This is a genomic window from Lysobacter sp. 2RAF19 (genome assembly GCF_052115395.1).
Lineage (GTDB): Bacteria > Pseudomonadota > Gammaproteobacteria > Xanthomonadales > Xanthomonadaceae > Noviluteimonas.
In genome coordinates, this window is record NZ_JBFRGO010000003.1 from 197706 (window position 1) to 212611 (window position 14906).

Genomic DNA, 14906 nt, shown 5'->3' on the forward strand with positions numbered 1-14906 from the left:
GGACGGCGAGTTTACCGGGGCTCAGGCGGCTTGCGGTTCGTCGTGCACGTGCGTGTCGCGACTGGGCTGCAGGTCCAGCACCACGCGCACCAATCCGGGCTGCTGCGTGGGTTCACGACGGAACCCCAGTGAGGCGGCGAGCGCCAACATCGGCTGGTTGTGTTCGAGCACGTCGCCCCACAGACGTTCCAGGCGGCGGCCCTTCGCCCAGCGCACCAGGCGGCGCATCAGGTGTCGGCCCAGGCCCAGCCCGGAGATGTAGTGGCTGACGAGGATCGCGAACTCCGCCTCGCGGCCGGATTCGGAGATCGATGCGCGCGCCACTGCGCCGACGAGGGCTTCGCCCGGCGGCAGGGGTTCGGCGGCGACGAGCGCGAATTCGCGCTTGGCGTCGGGCCGCGCGAGTTTCTCCGCCATCTCGGGCGTGAGTTCGCGCACCGCGTGCAGGAAGCGTTGTCGGATTTCGTCGGGCTCGAGCAGGGCGAAGCCCTGCCGCAAGGGATCGGCGTCGGCCGGCCGGATCGGACGGATGAGCACCTCACGCCCATTGCTGAGCCGGATCTGTTCGTGCCACGGGGGAAGTCGGTTGCGGGCCGCCATTCAGCGACATTGCCAGAGGGCAGGTGAAGCCCAGCTCTAGACGCGTGTTAAGCGGCCGCCAACACCGAGCCTAACGCACCCGATTGTTATGCTTGCGCGCTCTCCCATTCATGTATCGAAACGCCAATGGCCGGCAGCGGCGACTCCAATCGCGCAATCCTCTTCGCCCTCGGGGCCAATTTCGCCATCGCCTGCGCCAAAGGCTTTGCGGCTTACATGACCAATTCCAGCGCGATGCTCGCCGAGACGGTGCATTCGCTGGCCGACTGCGGCAACCAGCTGTTGTTGCTGCTGGGCCTGAAGCAGGCCAAGAAGCCGCCCAACGCCGATTACCCGCTGGGCTACGGCAAGGCCATCTACTTCTGGTCCTTCCTCGTGGCGTTGATGCTCTTCTCGGTCGGCGGGATGTTCAGCCTCTACGAAGGCGTGCACAAACTGCACAACCCCCAGCCGATCCTGCATTGGTGGTGGGCCGCCGGCGTGTTGACCTTCGGCATCGTCGCCGAAGGCATCTCGATGCGCGCCTGCCTGCAGGAAGTGAACAAGTGCCGCGGCGAACGTTCGCTGTGGCAGTGGTTCCATGAAAGCCGGCAGGCCGAACTGGTCGTCATCTTCGGCGAGGATCTGGCGGCGCTGCTCGGCCTGGTGTTCGCACTCGTCGCGATCGGTCTCTCGGTGGTCACGGGCAACCCGACATGGGATGCGATCGGCACCATCGGCATCGGCGTGTTGCTGATCGTCGTGGCGATATTCGTCGCCGTCGAGGTCAAGGCGCTGCTGATCGGGCAGAGCGTGGATGTCAAAGTGCAGGCCGACATCCGCACCTTCCTGGAAGGTCGCCCGGAGATCTCGCGCGTGATCAGCCTGATCACGCTGCAGCTGGGCAACGAGATGATGGTGTCGGTGCACGCCGAGATGCACGAAACCGGCAGCTCGCGTGCGCTGATCGACGGCATCAACGCGATCGAGAAGGACCTGAAGGCGCGTTTCCAGACGGTGCGCTGGAGTTTCTTCGAACCGGAAATGCCCGGATGTAGCACGCGCGACCAGGATTACGGGCCGGCGACGCTCTGATTCACGAGCGCGCTTCAAGCCGGCGCGCGCAACCACTCCATGTGCGCGTTGCCGCCCGCGGCTTCCTGCAGCGTATTGCGCAGTGCGTTGAGCGTCGGCCGGAAATGCCGGTCGAATTGCCACGGCGCATTCAACACGAGCAAGCCGCTGCCGTTCATGCGCAAGGGTGAGTCGTCGGGACGCACCAGCAACTCGATGACCAGCGCCGATTTCGCTTCCAGTGCCGCGGCCCGCCGATAGAACGGCGGCAGGGAACGCCGCAGCTTGATCGGATACCACAGCGCGAACATCCCCTGCGGCCAACGTTGCAGGCCATCGCGCAGGGCGGTGATCGCGAAATCGAATTCCTCCAGCTGCGCTTCGTACGGCGGATCGATCAGCACCAGCCCACGCGAAAGACGCGTCTGGCCCGAACGCGGAGGCAGCAGGGCCTTCATCGCCGCATAGCCGTCGCCGCGTTGCACGTTCACGCGCGGGTCGTCGCGGAACTCGATCCCGAGGATCGACGCTTCATCGGGCTGCAATTCGCAGCAGGTGATGCGGTCCTGTTCGCGCAGGGCATGCGCGAGCAGCCAGGGCGAACCGGGGTAGGCGCGCGGGCCGTGCGCGGCGCGGCAGGCTTCGATGGCGGCCAGGTAACGGGTGATGTTGACGTCGCCGGTGGCGCGCAGTTTCGCGACGCCGCCCTCGGCCTCGGCCGTGCGCTTGGCCGCCACGGCATCGAGGGAGTACAGGCCGCGCCCGGCGTGGGTATCCAGCGCGAAGCATGCGGCGGGTTTGGCGCGCAGCGCCTCGCACAAGGAGAGGAGGGCGACGTGCTTGAGCACGTCGGCGTGGTTGCCGGCATGGAAGGCGTGGCGGTAGTTCATGGTGCGCAGGATACGCGTTGGGCGGCTATGCTCCGCGCATGCGCCTGCTGCTTGTGGAAGACGAGACCGCCATCGCCGACACCGTGGCCTACGCCTTGCGCGAGGACGGCTTCGACGTGCGCCATTGCCTGACCGCCGGCGACGCGCTGCAGGCCGCGGGACAAACGCCCTTCGACCTGGCGATCCTCGATGTCGGCCTGCCCGACCTCGGCGGCTTCGCGCTGTGCCGGGAATTGCGCCGCGGGGGCGACCTGCCGGTGATCTTCCTCACCGCGCACGCGGCCGAGGCCGAGCGGGTACTGGGCTTCGAACTGGGCGCCGACGATTACGTCACCAAGCCCTTCTCGCCGCGCGAACTGGTGGCGCGCGTGCGCGCGGTGTTGCGGCGCGTGGCCGCGCATCCGGAACCGGCGCCGGGCAACGGGTTCGCGCACGATGCCGAAGGCCACCGCATTCGCTGGCGCGGGCGTTGGCTCGACCTCACGCGCTACGAATACGGCCTGCTGGCCGCGCTCCTGCAACGGCCCGGTGCGGTGCTCACGCGCGCGCAATTGATGGACCGCGTGTGGGGCGACGCGCTGGAAAGCGGCGATCGCACCGTGGACACGCACGTCAAGACGCTGCGCGCGAAGCTGCACGCCTTCGACCCTTCCTGCGACCCGATCCGCACGCACCGCGGCATCGGCTATTCGATCGACGCCTGACGCGGCATGCGCATCGGCCTGCGCGTTTTCCTCGGGTACTTCGCGATCGTCGCGCTCGCGGCGCTGCTGCTCGCACGCGTGTTCGTCGCCGAGGTCAAGCCCGGCGTTCGCCAGGCAATGGAAGATACGTTGGCGGAAACGGCCAACGTGCTCGCGGAGATCGCCACCGACGATTTCCTCGCAGGGCACATCGCCGACGGGCACTTCGCGCAACGCGTCAAGGCCGTGCGCTCGCGCGACCCGGGTGCGCAGATCTGGGGGTTCCAGAAGCGCGCGGTGACCACGCGCATCTACGTCACCGATGCGAAGGGGATCGTGGTGTTCGACAGCGCGGGGCGCGATGTCGGCAAGGACTATTCGCGCTGGAACGACGTCTACCTCACGCTGCACGGGCGTTATGGCGCGCGGTCCACGCGCAGCGATCCCGCGGATCCGAATTCGACGGTCATGCACGTCGCGGCGCCCTTGCGCGATGCGAACGGCCGCATCGTCGGAGTGCTCACCGTCGCCAAGCCGAATCAGACACTCGCGCCGTTTATCGCGCGCAGCCAGTCGAAGGTGATGCGTTGGGGTTGGTTGTTGATGGGCGTGGCCCTGTTGATCGGGCTGACGACGGCGTGGTGGTTTTCGCGACAGCTGGGCGCGTTGCAGCGCTACGCGCATGCGGTGACTGCGGGTGAGCGCGCGACGCTGCCCGATGCCGCCGGCGAGTTCGGCGATCTCGGGCAGGCGCTGGAAACCATGCGCGTGCGCCTGGAAGGCAAGCAATACGTCGAGCAGTACGTGCACACGTTGACGCACGAGATGAAGAGCCCGCTCGCCGCGATCCGCGGCAGCGCGGAGTTGCTCGAAGCGCCGATGGCCGAAGCCGACCGCGCGCGTTTCGCCGGCGCGATTCGCGCGCAGAGCGAGCGCCTTGCGCAGATGATCGACAAGTTGCTGGCGTTGGCTGCCGTCGAACACCAGCAGACGCTGGAAGTGCGCGATCGCCTCGCCTTGAACGACGTGGCCGAGGATGCGATCGCGCACTGCGCGAAAGGTGATGTCGAGATCCGCCTCAAGGGCGGCGCGTGTCACGTGGAAGGCGATCCGTTCCTGCTGCGGCAGGCCATCGTCAATCTGCTCGACAACGCGGTGTCGTTCTCGCCGACGGGCCGCGGCATCGATGTCGAAGTCGCATCGGACGGACAGGGTCAGTGCCTCGTGCGCGTGATCGATGCCGGCCCCGGCATCCCGGACTATGCATTGCCGCGTGTGTTCGAACGCTTCTACTCCTTGCCGCGCCCGGAAGGCGGCAGCCGCAGCAGCGGCCTGGGCCTGTGCTTCGTCGCCGAGGTGGCCGCATTGCACGGTGGCCGCGCGACGCTGGAAAACGCCCCGAACGGCGGTGCGATCGCCACGCTCGAATTGCCCGAAGCCTGACTTCACCGTCGCCACACACATTCGCCATCGGCGCCGCACGCACCGGCGCGAAGCTGCGCGCATCCCAAGGCCAGGAAAGGACCTGCCATGCGCTTCGCCTTCAAAGCGGTCGTCGTTTTCTTCCTCACGCTCGGCTTGCTGATCCCCTTGATGCTCATCCATCGCACGATCGAGGAGCGCGAGGCCTATCGCGCCGAGGCGGTGGCCAACGTGGCCGCCACGAGCGCCGGCAGGCAGGCGGTGCTGGGGCCCGTGCTGGTGGTGCCCTATGTCGAACTCGTCGAACAGGACGAGGTCACGCCGCAGGGCACGCGAAAGGTGCTGAAGGAGCAGGCGGGCAAGTGGACCTTCTTCCCCGAAACGCTGGTCATCGACGGCACGATGAAACCCGACACGCGCAAGCGCGGGCTGTATCGCGTGCCGGTGTACGAACTGGGCATGCATGCGGTCGCGGCGATTCGCGCGCAGATTCCTGCCGATGGCGTGCATCCGCGACGCATCGGGCGTCCCTACCTCAGCGTCGGTGCTTCGGACGTGCGCGGGTTCGTCGGTACGCCGACCTTGCGCTTGAATGGCAAGGCGCTGCCCTTGAAGGCAGGTTTCGGCAGCCAGCCGATCGGCGGCGTGCATGCGCGGTTGGATGCGCCGGTGGCGGGACAGGAGCTTGCGATGGACCTGGCCTTCGACGCGGTGATCGGCGGCACCGAAGCGCTCGCGCTGGTGCCGATCGCGCGCGACAACCGGTTCGCGTTGAAGTCGACGTGGCCCGATCCGATCTTCGGCGGCAGCTTCCTGCCGCGCACGCGCACGGTGGATGCGAAGGGATTTCGCGCGCAGTGGGAGATCTCCTCGCTCGCGACCAGTGCGCAGACGTCCTTCCTCGACAGCAACGAGCCGGCGAACCTGCTGCGGTTGGCGTCGATGCGCGGTGCGGACACGGCGTCGTCGGGGATCGACGCGGTGGGCGTGACGCTGTTCGACGCGGTGGACAGTTACACGCTGGCCGATCGCGCGACGAAGTACGGGATTCTGTTCGTGTTGCTGACGTTCGTCGGTTTTTTCATGTTCGAGTTGATCAAGCAGTTGCCGATCCATCCGATCCAGTACGGGCTGGTCGGTCTGGCGTTGGCGATTTTCTTCCTGTTGCTCGTGAGTCTGAGTGAGCACATCCCGTTTGGTTCGGCTTACCTGGCGTCGGCTGCGGTGTGCATCGGGTTGCTCGGGTTCTATCTGAGTGCGGTGTTGCGGAGTGTGGTGCGCGGGTTGGGTTTCGCGGGGATGTTGGCGACGTTGTACGCGGCGTTGTATGGGGTGTTGGTGTCGGAGGACAACGCGTTGGTGCTTGGCGCGGGACTGTTGTTCGTGGTGTTGGCGACGGTGATGGTGGTGACGCGCAAGGTGGATTGGTACGCGTTGCAGCGTTGACTTCGGACTAGCCTCGCCACATCAGGTGGCGAGGCGTCCGTTCGCAGCAAGAGCTCGACTTGCGTCATTGGCGCGCCGCCCGAACGTGTGAAGTTCCAAATTCTTTTGGGAAAAAAATTTGAAACTCCCCACGCTGGGGCATTACCTTGCGGGTCGCTTCGATCAGTGGGCTTTCGCTCGAGCCTTCATTGGGGTCTGCAAAGCGCGCTTTGCAGGAAGCTGATCGTTGCCGTAGCAGGTGCTAGAACAGGGTTACGCCTGGGACGCACCACAACGATATCGATGCGATTGCCGTGCCGATCGCCGTTGCGGCCAATACGTCGCTTGGGTAATGCAAGCCGAGGACGACGCGCGAAACTGCGACGGTCGATGCGAACGGCACAAGGATCCATGCAAGGATTGGGTAATGCGCCAGCGCGACGAGCGTGAATGCCACGGCGTGCAGGGTGTGCCCTGATGGGAAACTGAATTCGTCGAGCGGTGCGACCCACGCGTGGATGCGTGCATCGGAGGCGAATGGGCGCGGCCGTTTCGTCCAGCGTTTCAGAAGCGCGTACAAGCCGACTGCGATGGCGCCGGTCACTGCAAGGTGCGCCGCGGCGAACAGGCCGTGGCGGCCATCGAAGACGACCATCGCGGCCATCAGTGCATACCAGGCGCCGCCGTCTCCGAGGCGGCTGACCAGGGCGAAGACGGCGCGGACACCGCGGTGTTCGCACCAGTGATTGGCCTTGAGGCACCAGGCCGAGTCAATCCGGGGCAAGCTGGGCATCGGCGATCCTCCTGCGGCGGGCGAGCAGTTGGAGCAGGGCGTCGAATTCGGCGGCGACCTGGTCGGGGTGCAGGTGTTCGATCGCGCCGCGCGCGGCGACGCGCATGCGGCGCAGGCCGACTTCGTCGCGCGCCAGGCGCACGGCGGCGGCGATGAAGGCGGCGGCGTCGCCGTCGGGGACGCGCAGGCCGTGTTCGCCGTGGCGCAGGTGTTCGCGCGCGGCGCCGTAGTCGAAGGCGATCGTCGCCACGCCGCTGGCCATCGCTTCGAGCGTGACGTTGCCGAAGGTTTCGCTGCGGCTGGGGAAGAGGAAGACGTCGCCGCTCGCGAAATGGCTTGCGAGGTTTTCGCCGCGCTGCAGGCCGGCGAAGATCAGGTCGGGATTCGCCTGCGCGAGCGATGCGCGCAACGGGCCGTCGCCGACGAAGACCATGCGCGACTCCGGGCGCACGCGTTGCAGTGCGCGGAAGGCGGCGATCGCCAGTGCGAGATTCTTTTCGGCGGCGATGCGGCCGACGTGGATCGCGACCAGCGTGCCGTCGCCCGCGCCCCAGGTCGCGCGCAGTTGCGCGTCGCGCTTGACCGGATGGAACTGTGTGCCGTCGACCGCGCGCGCCAGTCGCAACGGGTTGTCGAAGCGGCGTCGTGCGAGTTCGTCCTGCAATTCCCGCGTCGCCACGATCGTCGCGTCGCCGGCGTTGTGGAAGCGGCGCATCCAGCGCAGCGCGAGCGGTTCGAGGAATCCGAATCCGTAATCGCGCATGTAGTGATCGAAGCGCGTGTGCAAACCGGTGGCGACCGGCACGCCGATGCGGCGCGCGACGCGGCGCGCGGCCCAGCCCAGTGGACCTTCGGTTGCGATGTAGACGGCATCGGGGCGTTGCGCATTCCAATGCCGCGTGAGCGCGCCCAATGCGGGCGCACCGAATCGCAAGCCCGGGTAGCGCGGCAGCGGGAAGCCGCGCACGAGGAGGGTGTCATCGGGTGCATCGCCGTCGCCCGGTTGGCGTGGGCGCACCAGGTCGATCGCATGGCCGCGTGCGCGCAGGCCCAACGCCAGGCCTTCGACGGTCAGCGCAACGCCGTTGACTTCGGGCGGCCAGGTTTCGGTGACGATGGCGTAGCGCATGGGGCGCAGGGTGGTCGGCGGCGATGACGGGCCGGTTGCTCGCGCGTGACAGTTCCGCGCGACCACTCGTCGGCCGGGTGCTTGACACCCGCGCGGTGTTCGTACTGTACTAATCACCACAGTACACCTAGGACACCCCGATGCCCCGCACCCAGGCCTTGATGCTGCAGATCGCCACCGGCGACCCGCGGCCGATCAGCAAGCAGATCGTCGACGCCGTGCGCATGAAGGTCGCGACCGCGGAGCTCTCGCCGGGCGACCAACTGCCCAGCGTGCGCGGCCTGGCGCAACAGCTGACGGTCAATCCGAACACGGTCGCCAAGGCCTACGCCGAGCTCATCGCCGAAGGTTGGGTGGAATCGCGGCAGGGCTTGGGCCTGTATGTCGCGCCGCCGCGCCAGCGATTGAGCGATGCCGAGCGCAGCCGGCGCCTGGACGAAGCGATCCAGCGCTTCCTGCACGACGTGATCGCGCTCGACTTCGCGCCTGACGAGGTGCAGGCGCGCCTGATCCACGAGTTTCTCGCGCTTGCGCCCCGCAAGTCCGCCTGACCCGCCTTCGCGATGAGTGCGCAATCCATGACTTCGAACGATTACGTGATCGAGACGCAGGCGCTGAGCAAGCGCTACGGGCGCAAGCTGGCGCTGGATCATCTCGACCTGCGCGTGCCGCGCGGCCGCATCCACGCCGTGGTCGGCGCCAATGGCGCCGGAAAGTCCACGCTCTTCCGCATCCTGCTCGGTTTCCTGCCGCCGACGGCCGGCACGGCGCGCATCCTCGGCGTGGATTCGCAGCGCCTCACCCCCGATGATCGCGGCCGCATCGGCTTCGTCAACGAAGAACACACCTTGCCCGGGTGGATGCGCATCGCCGCGGTGATCGACATGCATCGTCGCCAATACAAGCGCTGGAATGAAGCCGCCTTCCAGGGCGTGCTGGGCCATTACCACGTGTTGCCCGAGCAGAAGGTCTCGCAGCTGTCGCGCGGCGAACGCGCGGGCTTCAACCTCGCGCTAGCACTCGCGCAGGGCCCGGAACTGCTGGTGCTCGACGAACCCACGCTCGGCCTGGACGTCGTGGCCAAGCGCGCGTTCCTCGAATCGCTGATGTACAGCAACGCCACCGACGACTGCACGGTGATCTATTGCTCGCACCAGATGGAGGAGATCGAGCGCGTCGCCGACAACCTGATCATCCTCGAGCGCGGGCGCCTGATGCACATGTCGGCGCCCGACGATTTCTGTGCGCGCGTGACGCACTGGGTGGCCGACATTCCCTTCAAGGGCCCCGATCCGCAATCGGTGCCGGGCCTGCTGCAACTGCAGCGGCTCGACGGTTTGCATCATTACCTGGTGCTCGACCAGGACGAAGACTTCGCGCAGTTCCTGCGCGCCAGCGGCGCGCGCTCGGTGCAGAGCATGCCGGTGAGCCTGGATCGCGCCGTCAACGGTTTCCTCGCAAAGAACCACGCAGCGCCCACGCAGGCGCATGCATGAAGCCTCCGGAACACTTCCCCATGATCGATCTGTTCAAAGCCGAAATGCTGCGCTTTCGCTGGTGGGCCGCTGGATGCGCCGCCATCCAGCTGATCGTGCTGGGCTTCCTCACGCGCGTGGTGGATCTCGCGCAACAACCCGAGATGGTCTACCAAGTGTTCGCCATCGCATACGGCGCGGTGGGCCTGTTGCTCGGCCTGTACCAGATGGGCGGATATCGCCGGCCGAACACGTGGCTCAACCTGCTGCATCGTCCGATCCCGCCGGGGAAGATCGCGTTCGCGCTCACCGGTGCGGCGGCCTTGCTGCTCGCGATCGGCCTCCTGCTGCCGGCGCTGGTGGTGGCGGGTTGGCAGGAATGGATGACGCCGCGCGTCGTCGATACGCGCCATGTGTTGCTGCTCGTTTCGGCCTGGTTGATCGCGACGTGTGCGTACCTCGCCGGCTGCTACGTGATGCTTTCGAACCGTCGCGTCGGCTTCAGCGCCGGTGTCTTCCTGGCCTTGTTCGCGGGGTCCGAAGCCACGGGAACCGGCGCGCTGTTGCTGCAATTGTTGGCGCTCGCGTGGTTGGCGGCGATGGTGTTCGCGGCGTTCAAGCCCGATCTCAGCGCGGCACCGCGCGGCCTGGTGAGCACGGTGATCGTGGGCGCGCCGCTGCAGGTCGCGATGTGGATCGCGCTGGTGCTCGTGGGTTTCGGCTTCGAGTTCGCGTGGATCGCGCAGGGCTCGCATCCCAACAACGTCGAGGTGCCGAAGGCGGGTGGCGAAAAGGAACTGGAGAATGCCGAAGGCAAGGATGTGTTCCGGCTCGGCCTCGCCAACAGCCACGACCTCGAAGCACCGCTCTGGCGCGAACAGGCGCGGATCTCGGAAATCTTCGAAGTCGGGCCGAGCCTGCGGACCGTACCCGCGCGCGGACAGTTGATGAACCTGGCGCCGATGGAGTTCGACGCGAAAGCGCCGGACAGCGAGCGCACGATCCGCTGGGTGTTCAGCCACGACACGATGCATTTCGAAGGCTACCGGCTCAGTGATCGGCGGCGCGTCGGGACGCTCGGCATCGCCGGCGACAAACCGTTCCCGGCCCCGGTGATGCCGGGCCCGAAGAACCTCTTGTTCGATCGCGCGACGGTGTATCAGTTCGACGAAGACGCGCAGCTCGTGCTGCCGCGCGTGCGCCTGCCGCAGGGCGAACGCCTGGCCGGTGTCGGCGAAGCGGGCGACGACGTCGCCGTATTGAGCGATCGCGCCCTGTATTTCTACGATGCGCGCGAGCTGGAGAGCGACGATGGCGTGCTCGTGCCGCGCCAGCGCGTCGCCTTGCCCGGTGCGCCCGGCGACCTGCAGCGCGTGGATGCGATGGAGTTGCTCGATGGTTGGCTGCTCTCCTTCTCCTTCGTGCGCTCGTCCTACAACGCGGAAGGTGCGCTGCCATTCCAGGAGATCGTGCGCGTCGACGACAAGGGCGGTGTCCATGCCGTCGCGCGACGCGAGGTCGATCGCGATTACTTCGATGCGTGGCGCTACCAGAACTGGTTCCCGTCGCCCGTGTTGTATGCGGTGCAGAAGGCCGCGAAGAATGCGTTCGCCGGCGGCATGGCGCCGTTGCCCAAACACCCCGCGCCCGTGCCGATCGCGATGCAGTGGCTTGCGGGTTTGCTGATGCTCGTATCGCTGTTCGGCGCAGTGTGGCGCACACGTCAGACGGACCTGTCGACGCGCGCACGCATCGGTTGGGTCATCGTTTGCGGCGTGGTGAGCCTGCCTGCGTTGATGGCCTTGTGGCTGCTGTATCCGAAGCGCGAAACGGTGGACGACATCGCAATCGCCGCGCAGCCCGCCATCGCCTGAGTCCGGAGAACACACGATGATCAGGATCCCGAAGTGGTTCGGGCAGGGCTTGCTCGCCTTCGCGATGGCCGTTTGCGGCACCGCGATGGCGCAGGAGGCGCTCGACGTGCATGCGCTGCAGGCGGCCGTCGCCGCCGAACGTGCGCAGCCACGCGCACCACAGCTGCCGCGCATCGCGTTCCTCGCGACCTCCAGTCTCGACGCCGCCTGGTTGTCGCCCGATGGGCGCCGCGTGGCGTGGCTGCGGGATGAAGGGCGCAATCGTGCGCTGTGGATCGCCTCGACCAGCGGCGGCGCACCGGTGCGCACACTTGCCAACACCGATGCGCAGGAACTGGCGTGGTCGCGCGACGGGCGCTGGTTGTTCCTGCAATCGACGCGACAGGTGTTCGCGCTGGCGATGGCGGGGCAGGGCGGTTCGGGCGCGATCGCGAAGTTGGGTGGCCGCTGGCCGCGCACCTTGATCGCCGCCGATCCGGTGCTGCCGGCGGCGATCCTCGTCCTCGAAAGCCCGCCGGTGGTGTCGCGCCTGGAACGTCGCTGGCGCGTCTTCCGCATCGACGCGCACGGCAAGCAAACGCTGTTGCGCGAGGACACGCGGCAGATCGTCGACGTTGCCTTCGACGCGCGCGGGCAACTGGCGTTCTTCACGCGCGTGGCCGATGCGCAGTACACCGTGTTCCGCGTGCGCGGTGCGCGGATTGCGCCCGCGCTGCGATGCGTCGACCTCGAGCGCTGCACCTTGCTTGCGGCGTCCGCGGACGGCCGCACCGCCACGCTGCTCACGGACGTCGGATCGAACCTGCGCCGCCTCGCACGCCTGGAAGCCGACGACACCCTGACCACGCTGCACGTCGATCCGCAGGGCGTGGCCGACATGCAGGATGTCGCGATCGACGCGCGCACGCAGCAACCGATCATCGCCGGCTACCGCACGCCGACGCCGGCAAACCATGGCCTCACGCCCGACGCGCAACGCCACGTCGCGCGCATCCAGGCGCACTGGCCGCAACGGAACCTGCGCATCGAAGTCGGGACCACGCGCTGGCTCGTTCGCGAGCGCGCGGGAACGATGAAGGGCGAGCGCCTGCACGTTTACGATCCGGCGACGGGCGCGTTCGCCGATCTGTTGAACGACAACGCGACGCTCTGGCGGGGCAAGCCCGCGCCCGTGCTGCCCGAACGCGCGCTTTCTCGAAAGATTCCTTTCGTTTACCGCGCCTCCGACGGCATGGCGCTCCACGGCTACGTGTTGGTGCCGCATGGCGTGGATCCGGCACGTGCGCCGATCGTCGCGAACGTCCACGGCGGGCCGTTCGCACATGTCGGGCCGGAGTTCTCCAGCGTTTCGCAACTGCTCGCCAATCGCGGGTACGTCGTGTTCGAACCCAACTTCCGCGGGTCGACCGGTTTCGGTCGCGCCTACATGCGCGCCGGAAAAGGCGACTTCGGCAACGGCCGCGTGCAGCAGGACATCGTCGAAGGCGTGCGCTTCCTGGCCGGCAACGGCATGGGCGATGTCTCGCGCGCGGGGATCGTGGGCGCTTCGTTCGGCGGCTACTCGACCTTGCTGGGCGTGACGTTCCAGCCGGACTTGTTCCGCGCCGGCGTCGCCGCGGTGCCGCCGGCCGACCTGGGATGGGTGTTGCGTTGGTATTCGCGCAGCGTCGACCAGATGGCGCCGGGCATCCCGATGTCCACGAGCATGCGCCTGCTCGACATGGATCCCGCCGATGCGGGCGTCGCCGCGCGCTTGCGCGCGCAGTCGCCGATCGCGCATGCCGCCGAACTCTCGCGTCCGGTGTTGCTGCTGGCCGGCGGCGACGACGAGCGCGTGCCGATCCGGAGCGTGCTGCACTATGCGGCGGCCTTGCAGTCGCACGGCAAGGACGTGAGCTTGTTCGTCGACCAGGATGCGCGTCACTCGGTCGCCGACCCGCGCACGCGCGAGGCCTATCTGTATCTCATCGAACGCATGCTGCACCGCCGCCTGGGAGGCGATGCGCCAGAGCCGCCGGATGCGGGGCTGCGTGCCACGCTTGCGAAACAGATGCGGCTGAAGGGCAGCGATTTCCGCGATTGATCAATCCGCGCCGATGCGCAGCGTGATGCCCAGGTCGGCCGCATCCTTTGGCTCGCCGCTGATGTCTTCGCGCAGCAGCGGGCGCTGGTCCATCCAGCGCTTGTCGAGCGTGAGCAGCAGATTATCGCCGTTGGCGACGGCTTCCACGCGCGGGATGTCGTCGGGTTCGTGCGCGCGGTGCAGCAACACGGCGATGCGCAGCAGCGCGGCGGCGCGCTTGGTGCGTGCGAGCAGTCGATCGGGAATCTGATCGAAGGCCGATTTCGGGATGCCGCGCCGATGCGTGCGCACGAGCGATGCGAGGACGCGTTGTTCCTGTTGCGAGAAGCCCGAAATATCGGAGTGCTCGAGCACGTAGGCGCCATGCACGTGATATTGGCTGTGCGCGATGGCCAGGCCGAGTTCGTGCAGTTGCGCCGCGCGCGAGAGCATCGCGCGGGCTTCCATCGGCAGGTTCCATTCCGCGGCGACCTGGTCGAACAGGCTCAGCGCGGTTTCTTTCACGCGCGCCGCTTGCGCAGGATCGATGCCGTAACGCTGCATCAGCGCGGCGACGGAAGCATCGCGCGGATCGTCCGCGCCGCCGCGGCCGAGCATGTCGACCAACACGCCTTCGCGCAGCGCGGCCTTGCTCACCGCCATGCGCTCGAGGCCCAGCACCGTGAAGGCCGCTTCGAGGACGAGCAGGCCGCCGGCGATGATCGGCTTGCGTTCGGCCGAGAGGCCGGGCAGATCGATCTGGTCGATCGTCTCGGCCTGCAGCAGGCGATCGCGCACCTGCGGCAGGGCCTGCGCGGTGACGGCGCCCTTGGTGAGTTTCATCGCCGCGCAGATCTCGCCGATCGCCTTGTTGGTGCCCGACGAGCCGAGCGCTTCGTGCCAACCCAGCGCGCGATAGGTGTTGGAGAACTGCTGGAATTCGGCGGCGACTTCGGTCAGCGCCTTGTTCCAGCGCTTGCGCGAGAGCTTGCCGTCGGGGAAGAAACGCCGCGTGCTGGCGACGCAACCGGCCTGCAGGCTTTCGCGTTCGATCGCATCCATGCCCGAGCCGATGATGCATTCGGTGGAACCGCCGCCGATGTCGATCACCAGCCGCAACTCGCCCGGATTGGGTGGCTGCGCATTCGCGACGCCGAGGTAGACCAGGCGCGCTTCCTCGCGGCCGGACACGACTTCGATGGCATGGCCGAGCGCGGTTTCCGCGGGCAACAGGAACACTTGCGGCATTGCCAGTTGCCGCACGGTGTTGGTCGCGATCACGCGCACGCGTTGCGGCGGAATCTCGCGCAGGCGCTGGCCGAACTTCTCCAGACTGACCAAGGCGCGCCGCAGCACGGCCGGATCCAGGCCGCCCTTGCCATCGAGGCCTTCGGCGAGCCGCACCATGTCGCGGATGCGGTCGACCACGCGCAACTGGCCGAGCACGTATCGCGCCACGACCATGTGGAAACTGTTGGACCCAAGGTCCACGGCGGCGAG

Annotated in this window: 13 protein-coding genes; 8 read left to right on the top strand and 5 right to left on the bottom strand. The window is 67.3% G+C overall.

Annotated features, from left to right (window positions below; all coding sequences use genetic code 11):
• Positions 1-21: 21 nt before the first annotated feature.
• On the bottom strand, positions 22-600 hold the full coding sequence (locus tag AB4059_RS12350; protein WP_498979290.1) for a GNAT family N-acetyltransferase: 579 nt from the start codon (positions 598-600) through the stop codon (positions 22-24).
• A 126-nt stretch (positions 601-726) separates the two neighbouring features.
• On the opposite strand from AB4059_RS12350, the gene AB4059_RS12355 reads away from it, so the two are divergent.
• The gene (locus AB4059_RS12355) at positions 727-1674 is read left to right on the top strand and encodes a cation diffusion facilitator family transporter (protein WP_498979291.1); all 948 of its coding nucleotides are present in this window, start codon (positions 727-729) and stop codon (positions 1672-1674) included.
• A gap of 14 nt (positions 1675-1688) precedes the next feature.
• Here AB4059_RS12355 and AB4059_RS12360 read toward each other — a convergent pair whose 3' ends face one another.
• Entirely contained in the window at positions 1689-2543 is an 855-nt protein-coding gene (locus tag AB4059_RS12360) for a 23S rRNA (adenine(2030)-N(6))-methyltransferase RlmJ (RefSeq protein ID WP_498979292.1), read from the bottom strand.
• Positions 2544-2581: 38 nt separating this feature from the next.
• Here AB4059_RS12360 and creB point away from each other — a divergent pair, with 38 nt between their 5' ends.
• From creB to creD, 3 genes are all read left to right on the top strand, one after another.
• Entirely contained in the window at positions 2582-3247 is a 666-nt protein-coding gene (creB, locus tag AB4059_RS12365; RefSeq protein WP_498979295.1) for a two-component system response regulator CreB, read from the top strand.
• Positions 3248-3253: 6 nt separating this feature from the next.
• Positions 3254-4669, top strand: a complete 1416-nt coding sequence (creC, locus tag AB4059_RS12370; protein ID WP_498979297.1) for a two-component system sensor histidine kinase CreC — start codon at positions 3254-3256, stop codon at positions 4667-4669.
• Positions 4670-4756: 87 nt separating this feature from the next.
• Positions 4757-6094, top strand: a complete 1338-nt coding sequence (gene creD / locus AB4059_RS12375; protein ID WP_498979298.1) for a cell envelope integrity protein CreD — start codon at positions 4757-4759, stop codon at positions 6092-6094.
• A gap of 241 nt (positions 6095-6335) precedes the next feature.
• Here creD and AB4059_RS12380 read toward each other — a convergent pair whose 3' ends face one another.
• On the bottom strand, positions 6336-6866 hold the full coding sequence (locus AB4059_RS12380) for a phosphatase PAP2 family protein (protein WP_498979299.1): 531 nt from the start codon (positions 6864-6866) through the stop codon (positions 6336-6338).
• A complete protein-coding gene (locus tag AB4059_RS12385) occupies positions 6844-7995 on the bottom strand; it encodes a glycosyltransferase family 4 protein (protein WP_498979300.1) in 1152 nt (383 codons plus the stop codon). Before AB4059_RS12385 ends, AB4059_RS12380 begins: the two co-directional genes overlap by 23 nt.
• Positions 7996-8135: 140 nt before the next feature.
• On the opposite strand from AB4059_RS12385, the gene AB4059_RS12390 reads away from it, so the two are divergent.
• The 4 genes from AB4059_RS12390 to AB4059_RS12405 are packed head-to-tail and all read left to right on the top strand — an operon-like array spanning position 8136 to position 13427.
• Positions 8136-8546, top strand: a complete 411-nt coding sequence (locus AB4059_RS12390; protein WP_498979302.1) for a GntR family transcriptional regulator — start codon at positions 8136-8138, stop codon at positions 8544-8546.
• A gap of 27 nt (positions 8547-8573) precedes the next feature.
• Complete coding sequence (locus AB4059_RS12395; RefSeq protein ID WP_498979303.1) at positions 8574-9491, top strand: ABC transporter ATP-binding protein; 918 nt, start codon at positions 8574-8576, stop codon at positions 9489-9491.
• Between the two features lie 20 nt (positions 9492-9511).
• Positions 9512-11344, top strand: a complete 1833-nt coding sequence (locus AB4059_RS12400) for a hypothetical protein (RefSeq protein ID WP_498979305.1) — start codon at positions 9512-9514, stop codon at positions 11342-11344.
• Positions 11345-11360: 16 nt separating this feature from the next.
• Entirely contained in the window at positions 11361-13427 is a 2067-nt protein-coding gene (locus AB4059_RS12405) for a S9 family peptidase (RefSeq protein ID WP_498979306.1), read from the top strand.
• On the opposite strand, the gene AB4059_RS12410 is transcribed toward AB4059_RS12405, so the two are convergent.
• Positions 13428-14870, bottom strand: coding sequence for a Ppx/GppA phosphatase family protein (locus AB4059_RS12410; protein ID WP_498979697.1), 1443 nt, complete (start codon positions 14868-14870; stop codon positions 13428-13430).
• Between the last annotated feature and the right edge of the window lie 36 nt (positions 14871-14906).

What these genes read in the sequence shown, in the direction of transcription:
- AB4059_RS12350 (WP_498979290.1), bottom strand. Translation starts at nt 600, where the DNA reads ATGGCGGCCCGCAACCGACTTCCCCCGTGGCACGAACAGATCCGGCTC.
- AB4059_RS12355 (WP_498979291.1), top strand. Translation starts at nt 727, where the DNA reads ATGGCCGGCAGCGGCGACTCCAATCGCGCAATCCTCTTCGCCCTCGGG.
- AB4059_RS12360 (WP_498979292.1), bottom strand. Translation starts at nt 2,543, where the DNA reads ATGAACTACCGCCACGCCTTCCATGCCGGCAACCACGCCGACGTGCTC.
- creB (WP_498979295.1), top strand. Translation starts at nt 2,582, where the DNA reads ATGCGCCTGCTGCTTGTGGAAGACGAGACCGCCATCGCCGACACCGTG.
- creC (WP_498979297.1), top strand. Translation starts at nt 3,254, where the DNA reads ATGCGCATCGGCCTGCGCGTTTTCCTCGGGTACTTCGCGATCGTCGCG.
- creD (WP_498979298.1), top strand. Translation starts at nt 4,757, where the DNA reads ATGCGCTTCGCCTTCAAAGCGGTCGTCGTTTTCTTCCTCACGCTCGGC.
- AB4059_RS12380 (WP_498979299.1), bottom strand. Translation starts at nt 6,866, where the DNA reads ATGCCCAGCTTGCCCCGGATTGACTCGGCCTGGTGCCTCAAGGCCAAT.
- AB4059_RS12385 (WP_498979300.1), bottom strand. Translation starts at nt 7,995, where the DNA reads ATGCGCTACGCCATCGTCACCGAAACCTGGCCGCCCGAAGTCAACGGC.
- AB4059_RS12390 (WP_498979302.1), top strand. Translation starts at nt 8,136, where the DNA reads ATGCCCCGCACCCAGGCCTTGATGCTGCAGATCGCCACCGGCGACCCG.
- AB4059_RS12395 (WP_498979303.1), top strand. Translation starts at nt 8,574, where the DNA reads ATGACTTCGAACGATTACGTGATCGAGACGCAGGCGCTGAGCAAGCGC.
- AB4059_RS12400 (WP_498979305.1), top strand. Translation starts at nt 9,512, where the DNA reads ATGATCGATCTGTTCAAAGCCGAAATGCTGCGCTTTCGCTGGTGGGCC.
- AB4059_RS12405 (WP_498979306.1), top strand. Translation starts at nt 11,361, where the DNA reads ATGATCAGGATCCCGAAGTGGTTCGGGCAGGGCTTGCTCGCCTTCGCG.
- AB4059_RS12410 (WP_498979697.1), bottom strand. Translation starts at nt 14,870, where the DNA reads ATGGTCGTGGCGCGATACGTGCTCGGCCAGTTGCGCGTGGTCGACCGC.